Raw genomic sequence first — 9406 nt, forward strand, 5'->3', positions numbered from 1 at the left:
CGGCGCTCCGCGCCACCTCCCCCTTGAGGGGAGGAACTGTCGCGCCCATCGCTTCAATCCTTCGCGGGCAACACGCCGCGCTTGATCTGGTCCAGCTCGATCGACTCGAACAGGGCCTTGAAGTTGCCCTCGCCGAAGCCCTCGTTGCCCTTGCGCTGGATCAGCTCGAAGAAGATCGGCCCGATCATGTTCTCGGTGAAGATCTGCAGCAGCAGGCCCTGGCCCTCGGTGGGCGCCCCGTCGATCAGGATCTTGTTGGCCTGGAGCCGCTGCACGTCCTCGCCATGGCCCGGGATGCGCGCGTCGATGCCTTCGAAATAGGTGTCGATGGTGTCCTGGAAGCGCACGCCCCGGTCCCGCATCGCCTCCACCGAGTGGAAGATGTCGTCGGTCCCCAGGGCCACGTGCTGGATGCCCTCGCCCTTGTAGTCTTTCAGGAACTCCTCGATCTGCGAGTGTTCGTCCTGGCTCTCGTTCAGCGGGATGCGGATCTTGCCGCAGGGGCTGGTCATGGCCTTCGACACCAGCGCCGTCTGCTTGCCCTCGATGTCGAAGTAGCGGATCTCCCGGAAGTTGAAGATGCGCTCGTAGAAGTCGGCCCACTTGGCCATCTGGCCGCGGTGCACGTTGTGGGTCAGGTGGTCGAGGTAGGTCAGGCCCACCGCGTTCTGCGCCATCGCCTCGGCCGCGCCCTCGATGGGCAGGAAGTCGACGTCGTAGATCTCTTGCGCGCCATAGCGGTCCACCAGGTAGAGATTCGAGCCGCCGATCCCCTCGATGGCCGGGATGTTCAGCTCCATCGGCCCCACCGGCCCCTGCACGGGCTTCGCGCCCCGCTCCACCGCCAGCTTGAAGGCCTTGGCCGCGTCCCGCACGCGGAAGGCCATGGCGTTGGCCGACGGCCCGTGCGCCTGGCGGAAGTCGGCCGCCTGGCCTTGGGGCTCCATGTTCAGGATGAAGTTGATGTCGCCCTGCCGGAACCGCAGCACATTCTTCGAGCGGTGCTTCGAGACCGCCGTGAAGCCCATCTTCTCGAACAGGTCCTTCAGCCGTTCCGGCTCCGGAGAGGTGAACTCCACGAACTCGAAGCCGTCGGTGCCCAGCGGGTTGTCGAAGAGGTCGCGGGCCTCGGCCTGGCCGGGCTTGGGGGACGTCTGGATGTTCATCTGGAGCCTCCTGTCTCGGCGGCAACTGGTATCATCTGAAACCAGTTTGCGGAAGCGCGAAGACAAGCCGCGCGACGCCTGCTAGCGGGAACGTCCAACTTGCCGCCGGGATCGCGAATGTTCCGAAAGATGTACGAATGGGTGATGCGGCTCGCGGGCTCGCGTCACGCGCCGGCGTCCCTGGCCGCCATCTCCTTCGCCGAGAGCTCGTTCTTCCCGATCCCGCCCGACGTGATGCTGGCCCCCATGGTTCTGGCGCGCCGGGACAAGGCGTTCGTCTACGCCGGCATCTGCACCCTCGCCTCGGTGGCGGGCGGCCTCCTGGGCTACGCCATCGGTGTGTGGCTGGAGCCCCTGGGCCAGATGATCCTGCGCCTGTTCGGCCACCCCGAGGGCCAGGCCGAGTTCCAGAAGTGGTTCGACCAGTGGGGCCTGATGGTGATCCTCATCAAGGGCGCCACGCCCATCCCCTACAAGCTCGTGACCATCACCGCCGGCCTCGCCCGCTTCGACCTCTTCACCTTCGTCTGGGCGTCGATCCTTACCCGCGGCTTCCGCTTCTTCGCCGTGGCCGCGATCCTGAAATACTTCGGCCCCGCCATGCTGAAGGAGTTCGAGCGGCGGCTGAACCTCTACTCGGTGCTCCTGCTGATCCTGCTGGTCGGCGGCATCGTCGCGCTCAAGTTCTTTTTCTGAGCCGCAACTTTGGTCCATAAGGGCGGACCGATGACGAACGCGCTTCGACCCTTCCTCGACCGCTGGCGCCTGGTGGCCGTGCTGGTCGCCGCCGGCATGCTGGCCACGGCCCACGCCTTCGAGACCTTCGGCGGCTACGCCCCCTGCACCCTGTGCCTGCGCCAGCGGGAGGTCTACTGGACCATCCTGGGCCTGGGCCTCGCCTTCATGGTGGCGGTGCGCCTGCCCGGCGGTCCGCGCTGGCGGGAGGCCACCTGCTGGGTGCTGGGCCTGCTGTTCCTCCTGGGCTGCGGCGTCGCCGTCTATCACGCCGGCGCGGAGTGGAAGTTCTGGCCGGGGCCTCAGGCCTGCGCCTCGGGCGGCGCGGCCGTCAACGGCGCCGATCTCTCCGCCTTCCTCGAGGGCGCCAAGGTCAAGCCGCCGGCCTGCGACGAGGCCCCCTGGGTGTTCGCCGGCCTCTCCATGGCGGGCTGGAACGCGGTGATCTCCCTCATCCTCGCCGGCCTCAGCGCTCTGGCCGCCGTGCGCGAGCGGGCCAAGCGATGACCGGCAAGCCCATCCCCTCTCGCCCCGGCCGCGGCGCGGGGGCCGCCCGCCTCGCCGAGATGCTGCGGGTCGACCATGCCGGCGAACTCGCCGCCGTCCAGATCTACCGCGGCCAGCGGGCCGTCATGGGCGCCGCCCCCGGCAAGGGGGCCCTCGCCGGCCACTTCGCCGAGATGGAGTCCCAGGAGGCCGAGCACCTCGCCCGCTTCGACCGCCTGCTGACCGAGCGCCGCGTCCGTCCGACCCTGTTCACCCCGGTCTGGCGCCTGGCCGGCTTCGCCCTCGGCGCCGGCACCGCCCTGATGGGCGAGAAGGCCGCGCACGCCTGCACCGAGGCGGTGGAGACCGTGATCGAAGGCCACTACGCCGAACAGATCGCCGAACTGGCCGACCGCGACCCCGACCTCGCCGCCGAGCTCGCGAAATTCCGCGACGAGGAGCTGGCCCACCGCGACTCCGCCGTCGACCAAGGCGCCCGGGAAGCTCCCGGCTATTCCCTGCTCTCGGCCGTCATCGGCGCCGGCTGCCGCGCCGCCATCCGCCTCAGCGAGAAGATCTGACGTATTCTCTCAGCGCGGCCGCGCCGGCAGGCTGAACAGCGCCCGGTCCACCGGCGCGAACTGCACCGTCTCCAGCACCCGGGTCCGCGGCTTCGCCAGTCCGCCGCCCATGGTCACGAACCGGAACGGCACGGACAGGGCACCGACCTTGCGATAGTCGCTCACCTCCACGGTCAGAGGCTTCGCCCCCTCCGCCTCGACGATCCGGCCCAGGAGGCCCGTCTTGCGGTCGAACCACAGTTCCCGCGCCGCCCCGCCGTTGGGATGCACCTTGACCACCTCGAAGGCGCGCCCGTCCGCCCGGCGCTGGCCAACGTAAGACGCCCGCGCGTCGAACCGGCTGCGGAAGTAATAGCCATAGCCCGCCACATAGGCGTCGGTCCGCGCCGCGCGCAGGTCCGGCGCCGGCTCGCCCGAAACGTTCGCCCCCGCCGGGTGCAGGCTCCAGGCGCCGGCGCCGTTGTAGCCGCGCACCACCCGCCCCGCCGGCCCGGCCACGTCGGTCCGCAGGCCGAAGCGCAAGGGGTCGGCCCAGCGCTCGTGGCGGAAGCCTTCCTCGGTCCCCACCTCGTGCACCCCGGCCACCCGGGCCCAGGCCGCGCCGCCCGTGGCGGCCCGCGCCCGCTCCATCACCCGCACTGCCTCTGGCGCGTACTGCGCCTGCGCCACGCCGCCGGCCATCGCCGCCCACAGGGCGGCCAGGGCCACCAGAATCGTCCGAACCTGCATCCGCATTCCCTGACCCAAGCCGCCAAGGATGACCAGATTGCGGCTGGCCCCAGCCGGCCGCCCTCGCTTTGATGGCGCCCTCACCGACAGTTGCGATTCCCCCACATGCTCGACCGCCGTTCCCTGCTCGCCTTCACAGCCGCCGGCCTCGCCGCCGGCGCCTCGTCCCGGACCGCCTGGGCTCAGGACGGCGGGGTCACCGCCCTCTTGGACGAGGTGATGCAAGGGGCGCTGCGCACCTCGCCGCAGCTGATGACGATCACCGGCCTCGACGTGGGCGCCAATGCCGCCGCGCGCGGCCGGCTCGACGACCGCTCTCCGGCAGGCCTCGCCGTCCAGCGCCGCCTGTTCCAGGACCTGAAGACGGGCCTCGCCCGCTACGATCCCGCCAGCCTCTCGCCGTCCGACTGGATCAACCACCAGACCGGCGCCTATCTCGCGGCGACCACGCTCCAGAGCTTCGACTTCCCCTACGGCGACCCGAACCCGGGCGTGGCCGTGCCCTACATCGTCTCCCAGCTCTCGGGCGCCTACCGCAGCATCCCGGCCTTCCTGGCCGACCAGCATCCGGTGGAGACGGCCGCCGACGCCGAGGCCTACCTCTCGCGCCTCTCGGCCTTCGCCGTGCTCCTCGACCAGGAAACCGCCCGCGCCCGCGCCGACTTCGCCCAGGGCGCCGTCCCGCCAGACTTCGTGCTGCGCACCACCCTGGTCCAGTTCGCCGAGCTCACCCGCCCCGTCCCAGGCGAGAACGGCCTCGTCGCGTCGCTCGCCGCCCGGGCCAGGGCGAAGGGCCTTGCCGGCGACTGGCAGGCGCGCGCCACGCGCATCGTCGAGGCCGAGGTCTATCCGGCCCTCGCCCGCCAGTCCGACCTGCTGCAGTCGGCGCTCGCCTCGGCCCCGTCCGACGCCGGCGTCTGGCGGCTGCCGCAGGGCGGGGCCTACTACCGGTTCGCGGTCCGCGCGGCCACCACCACCGACCTGCCGGGCGAGGAGATCCACCGCTTCGGCCAGGCCCGCGTCGCCGAGCTCGCCGCCCAGGCCGAGACCATCCTGCGCGCCCGCGGCCTCACCCAGGGCACGGTCGCCGAGCGCATCGCCGCCCTGCGCCGCGACCCGCAGCAGCTCTATCCGGACACCCCCGCCGGCCGCGAGGCCCTGCTCGCCGACCTGCAGCGCATGGTGGACGCCATGCAGGCCCGCCTGCCCGCCGCCTTCCGCACCCTGCCCAAGGCCGGGCTCGCCATCCAGCGCATGCCGCTGGCCATCGAGGCCGGCGCCTCGGGCGCGACCTACCAGCCGCCCAGCCTCGACGGCGCGCGCCCCGGCCTGTTCTCCATCAACCTGCGCACGATCGCCGAGTGGCCGAGGTTCGACCTGCCCACCCTGGTCTTCCACGAGGGCATCCCCGGCCACCACCTCCAGAATGCGCTCGGCAACGAGGCCCAGGGCCTGCCGATGCTGCGCCGCATGCCGATCTTCTCGGGCTTCTCCGAGGGCTGGGCGCTTTACGCCGAACAGCTCGCCGACGAGATGGGCGCCTTCGACGACAACCCGCTCGCCCGCCTGGGCTACGTGGCCTCGATGAGCTTCCGGGCCGCCCGCCTCGTCCTGGACTCCGGCATCCACGCCCAGCGGTGGACCCGCGACCAGGCCATCGCCTACATGACCGCCACCCTGGGCAACAGCCAGAGCGAGGCCGTCCGCGAGGTCCAGCGCTACTGCGTCCAGCCGGGGCAGGCCAGCAGCTACATGCTGGGCTGGCGCACCTTCAGCCAGGCCCGCGCCGAGGCCAAGGCCCGGCTGGGCCCGGCCTTCGACCTCCGCGCCTTCCACGACGCGGCCCTGCTGCAGGGCAACCTGCCCCTCGACGTCCTCGCCCGCCACCTGGCCGCCTGGTCCGGGCGCTAGCCTCCGGACCAGGCGCCGGGCCTTCAGGCCGTCAGCATCGCCCGCCGGCGCCGCATCGCTGCGCCGGCGGCGCCGAAGCCCATGATCATCATCGCCCAGGTGGCCGGCTCGGGAACCGCCGCCGTCGGGTCGACGAAGGTCGAGAGGTCCCGCACGCCGAAGTAATAGCCCTCGACCTCGAACCGGGCGATGTCGTTGGTCTCCCGCTGGAAGCCGTAATAGCCCTTGGGATAGGCCGGGTCGTTGGTGGCGAAGGTCAGGCTCTCCAGCAGCGCGCCGTTCGCGTTGTAGGCGCGGAGCTTGAACATCGTGTCCTGCGTCCGCGACCAGATGAAGTTCGCCAGCAGCGCCGAGACCGGGTCGTCGAAGGTGAAGCTCATGATGGCCGACTGCAGGCCCACCGCGGCGAACGGCTCGCCCCCGCCCCAGTTCGTCCCGTCGGGGAAAGTGAAGCTGTTGGTGTAGCCGAAATAGCTGGTGGTCTGCGCCCCTGTCAGCGTCGTGGCCTGATAGGTCACCCCGTCGCCGAACTCGATCGGATCGCGCACGCTGCGCGGATGCAGGCTGAACTCCTGCTTCACCCCGTCGGGCAGGCTGGTGATCACGACCGCCGCGGCGGGCGTCACGGCGACGGCGAACGCACTCGCCACGCCCAGGAGGCAGGCTGCGAGGGCGCCGGTGGCAAACGATGTGGATTTCATGTCCGGTCCTGGTGGTTTTCGATTGGGCGGCCCGGTTAGCGCCCCCACCGTCCCAGGTGGCCTGCGATGCGGTCAGCCGAAGGACCTGCGCGACGAACAGCATGGACCGGGCCCCGCAGGCCGCCTCACGCCCCCTACGCCGGCAGCCCGGCCATCCCCGGCGGCGGCCGCCATCCGGGCGCATCCTCCCGCTCCACCTGGCCGGTCAGGGGGTTGGGACACCAGGCCACCACCTTCTTCTGGCCGGTCTCCTTGTCCACCTCGACCCCGAAGTGGCGGAACAGAATGGTCTGCACCTTCCGCGGCGCCTCCGGCTCCACCAGCTTCGGCCGGAACACCCGCGGCGCCATCACCCCGGCCATCCAGCGCATGTGCCCCAGCTTCACCTGGGTCAGGAACGCCGTCTCCGCCGTCGCCCCGCACGCCTCCTCCCAGCTGTCGTCGCAGATCCGCTCGGCCCGGATGCGCATGCCCCGCTGCACCGTCTCCTCGAACGCTCCGAACGACCGCCGCCAGTGAAAGATGGTCGAGAGGCTCGGCATGGTCGGATCCCGCGAGATGGCGGTCAGGCTCTGCCCCTCGCACATCCGCTCGAAGATCTCGTCCGCCACCTCGTCGGAATAGCTGAACACCCCGCCGCCATACCGCCCATCCGCCCCAGGCCCCCTCCCGCTGGCCCGCCGCGCCTCCAGCAGCGCCGCGCCAAAGTCGGCCTTGTCCCGCGCCCACCGCCCCACCGTCTGCGGCGTCGGCATCCGCCGCCCGCGGCAGACGTCGTACAAGAGCTCCCCCGCCGCCACCCGCTCGCAGATCCGCACGGCCAGCTTCAGCGTGTACTTCACGCCAGGCTTGCGGCCCGGCTTCACCCGTCCCACCAGGCGCGCGAAGGCGCCCTCAGGACGCAGGTCCTCGGTCATGGTTCGTCTCTCGCGATGTCGGAAAGAAAGATGTCGGAATGTCAGCGCCCCGCCGGGCCCGAGGCCGCAGCAATCAACGCTGACTGAACCCTACCCCAATTCGCGCGCAAATGCAAGAACAAAAAGCGAACGCCTCCTCTCCCCCACGCGAAGCGAGAGGGGAGAGGACAGGGAGAGGGGCGACGAAGGCCTCTCCCCCGCCGCTCGACGTTCAGCCAGGACCCGCCCGAAACGTCGGCCGCAGCTCACCCCGCCGGCGGCGCCGACAGCTTCTCCACCCGCCGCACATGCCGCTCGCCCCCGAACGGCGTCGCCAGGAACGCCGCCACACAGGCCTTGGCCATCTCCACCCCGATCAGGCGCGCGCCCAGGGCGATGACGTTGGCGTCGTTGTGCTCGCGGGCCAGCTGCGCCGACAGCGGCTCCGACACCAGGGCGCAGCGCACCGCCGGGTTGCGGTTGACCGCGATCGAGATCCCGATCCCGCTGCCGCACGCCGCCACGCCGAAATCGGCCCGCCCCGCCGCCACGTGCGCGGCCAGCCGATAGCCATAGTCGGGATAGTCCACCGACGTCCCGCCATCCTGCGGCCCCAGGTCGTCCACCTCGTGCCCCTGCGCCCGCAGCCAGGCCGCAAGCTCCCCCTTCATCCCAAAGGCCGCATGGTCCGAGGCGATTGCGATCCGCATGCCGCCTCATAAGCCCGACCGGAACAACATGGCAACGTGAAACGCAGCCCCCGCGCCCCCAGATTCCCCTCCCGACCGCCCGCAGGAGCCGCCCACCCATGCTCGATGAGTTCGACCGCCAGACCGACGTGCTCCTCGCCCACGGCTATCCCGGGCTCCTGGGGACCGACCGCGACGGCCTCCTCGCCCGGCTGGCGCCGCTGCGCGCCCGGCTCCAGGCGCTGGCCCTGGCGCCGCCCGCGGAAACCGCCGGAAACATCCCCCTCTGCATCGCCTTCGCCCCCGGCCGCATCCGCCCCGCCGACGCCATGGCCCAGGTCGAGGCCCGGTCCGCCGCCGGCCTCGTCGACATGTACCCCCTCCAGCCCGACGACTTCGCCCCCATCGCCGACGTCCAGCTCCCGCCGGGCGAGGCCTACCTCCTCATCGACGTGGACACCGGCCGCCAGTTCCTGAACGTCAGCCCCGAGAACGCCCTGGCCGCCATCCACGCCCGCGGCCGCACGCCCCTCACCCTCGACGAAGGCGTCGCCCTGGCGGTCCAGGTCCCGCAGCTCCTCACCGACAAGGCCCGCTACAACGCCATCCAGACGCCCGGCTCCCGGAAGCCCGGCGACCAGCGCGTCCCCTCCATCTGGTTCAGCAAGGGCACCCCCCGCCTCGGCTGGTGCTGGGACCGCAACATCCACACCTGGCTCGGCTCCGCCTCCGCCGCCGCCCGCGTGGGAGCGTAACCGCGCCTTGCTCCACCCCCAAATGTTCCCTATACGTTCTTTACCTCCCCTGCGAAGCGGGGGAGGGGGACCGCGCGCCGAAGAGCGCGGGGTGGAGGGGGCAAGCCGCCAGAACAGCCTTGCGACGAACCGTCATTGCCACCCGCGCCCGCGCCATGCGCAAGGTCATGACCGACCCCGAGGTCATCCTCTGGACCCGCCTGCGCGGACGCGGCGAAGACCGCCCCGTCTTCCGCCGGTAGCACCCCTTCGGATCGATCATCCTAGACTTCTATTGCCCCGCCCTGCGCCTCGCCATCGAGGTCGACGGCGCCACGCACTGGGACGAAGCGGCACAGCTCAAGGACACCGCCCGAGACCGCTGGCTCGCCGGCCAAGGCGTGCACACCCTCCGCATCCCGGCCTCACGCATCTACCACGACCTCGACGGCGTCATGGACGAGCTCCTGCGCAACATCGAAGCGCTGCAGCGCGCCCGCCAGCCCTGAGGGGACTTTTACCTCCCCCGCTTCGCAGGGGAGGTGAAGACAAACCGCCCAACCTTTTTACCTCCCCCGCAACGCGGGGGAGGGGGACCACGGGCCGAGGCTGGCGTAGCCGGCCGTAGAGCGCGTGGTGGAGGGGGCGAGCCCCACGCACTGCGCCATCAACCGCCGACCGATCCGCCGAGTTTCCGGCTCGCCCCCTTGTTTGTTGGCTGGCTGCTACAGTGGCGACGTCTTCCGGGACGCCCGCCTGGCGTAGCCGCGCCAGGCGG

Annotated in this window: 12 protein-coding genes; 7 read left to right on the top strand and 5 right to left on the bottom strand. The window is 71.2% G+C overall.

From position 1 onward, the window contains the following. Positions 1-53: 53 nt before the first annotated feature. Positions 54-1166 carry a 4-hydroxyphenylpyruvate dioxygenase gene (hppD, locus tag A2790_RS12435; RefSeq protein WP_293391980.1) on the bottom strand — a complete coding sequence of 371 codons (1113 nt, stop codon included), beginning with the start codon at positions 1164-1166 and terminating at the stop codon, positions 54-56. A gap of 117 nt (positions 1167-1283) precedes the next feature. Here hppD and A2790_RS12440 point away from each other — a divergent pair, with 117 nt between their 5' ends. Genes A2790_RS12440 through A2790_RS12450 form a run of 3 tightly spaced genes read left to right on the top strand, consistent with a single transcriptional unit; the run spans position 1284 to position 2968 of the window. Next, positions 1284-1862, top strand: a complete 579-nt coding sequence (locus tag A2790_RS12440; protein ID WP_293391982.1) for a YqaA family protein — start codon at positions 1284-1286, stop codon at positions 1860-1862. Positions 1863-1892: 30 nt separating this feature from the next. After that, positions 1893-2408 (top strand): disulfide bond formation protein B, encoded by a 516-nt coding sequence (locus A2790_RS12445; RefSeq protein ID WP_293391984.1) that lies wholly within the window; start codon positions 1893-1895, stop codon positions 2406-2408. Then, the gene (locus tag A2790_RS12450) at positions 2405-2968 is read left to right on the top strand and encodes a demethoxyubiquinone hydroxylase family protein (RefSeq protein ID WP_293391987.1); all 564 of its coding nucleotides are present in this window, start codon (positions 2405-2407) and stop codon (positions 2966-2968) included. Before A2790_RS12445 ends, A2790_RS12450 begins: the two co-directional genes overlap by 4 nt. A 9-nt stretch (positions 2969-2977) precedes the next feature. Here A2790_RS12450 and A2790_RS12455 read toward each other — a convergent pair whose 3' ends face one another. After that, entirely contained in the window at positions 2978-3697 is a 720-nt protein-coding gene (locus A2790_RS12455) for a hypothetical protein (protein ID WP_293391989.1), read from the bottom strand. Positions 3698-3802: 105 nt separating this feature from the next. Between A2790_RS12455 and A2790_RS12460 the strand changes: the two genes are divergently transcribed. Next, a complete protein-coding gene (locus tag A2790_RS12460; RefSeq protein ID WP_293391991.1) occupies positions 3803-5608 on the top strand; it encodes a DUF885 family protein in 1806 nt (601 codons plus the stop codon). A 23-nt stretch (positions 5609-5631) separates the two neighbouring features. On the opposite strand, the gene A2790_RS12465 is transcribed toward A2790_RS12460, so the two are convergent. The 3 genes from A2790_RS12465 to rpiB form a co-directional block, all read right to left on the bottom strand. Further along, the gene (locus tag A2790_RS12465) at positions 5632-6309 is read right to left on the bottom strand and encodes a PEPxxWA-CTERM sorting domain-containing protein (protein ID WP_293391993.1); all 678 of its coding nucleotides are present in this window, start codon (positions 6307-6309) and stop codon (positions 5632-5634) included. A gap of 134 nt (positions 6310-6443) precedes the next feature. Next, positions 6444-7226, bottom strand: a complete 783-nt coding sequence (locus A2790_RS12470) for a hypothetical protein (RefSeq protein ID WP_293391995.1) — start codon at positions 7224-7226, stop codon at positions 6444-6446. Positions 7227-7471: 245 nt separating this feature from the next. Then, positions 7472-7915, bottom strand: a complete 444-nt coding sequence (gene rpiB, locus A2790_RS12475; protein ID WP_293391997.1) for a ribose 5-phosphate isomerase B — start codon at positions 7913-7915, stop codon at positions 7472-7474. A gap of 98 nt (positions 7916-8013) precedes the next feature. Here rpiB and A2790_RS12480 point away from each other — a divergent pair, with 98 nt between their 5' ends. The 3 genes from A2790_RS12480 to A2790_RS12490 all read left to right on the top strand — a co-directional run bounded on the left by A2790_RS12480 (position 8014) and on the right by A2790_RS12490 (position 9137). Continuing rightward, the gene (locus A2790_RS12480) at positions 8014-8649 is read left to right on the top strand and encodes a DUF5701 family protein (protein WP_293391999.1); all 636 of its coding nucleotides are present in this window, start codon (positions 8014-8016) and stop codon (positions 8647-8649) included. 119 nt (positions 8650-8768) lie between these two features. Further along, entirely contained in the window at positions 8769-8891 is a 123-nt protein-coding gene (locus tag A2790_RS12485) for a hypothetical protein (RefSeq protein ID WP_293392002.1), read from the top strand. A 15-nt stretch (positions 8892-8906) separates the two neighbouring features. Beyond that, on the top strand, positions 8907-9137 hold the full coding sequence (locus A2790_RS12490) for a DUF559 domain-containing protein (protein ID WP_293392005.1): 231 nt from the start codon (positions 8907-8909) through the stop codon (positions 9135-9137). Positions 9138-9406 lie beyond the last annotated feature (269 nt).

The sequence above is a fragment of the Phenylobacterium sp. RIFCSPHIGHO2_01_FULL_69_31 genome (assembly GCF_001824475.1).
Classification (GTDB): domain Bacteria; phylum Pseudomonadota; class Alphaproteobacteria; order Caulobacterales; family Caulobacteraceae; genus Phenylobacterium.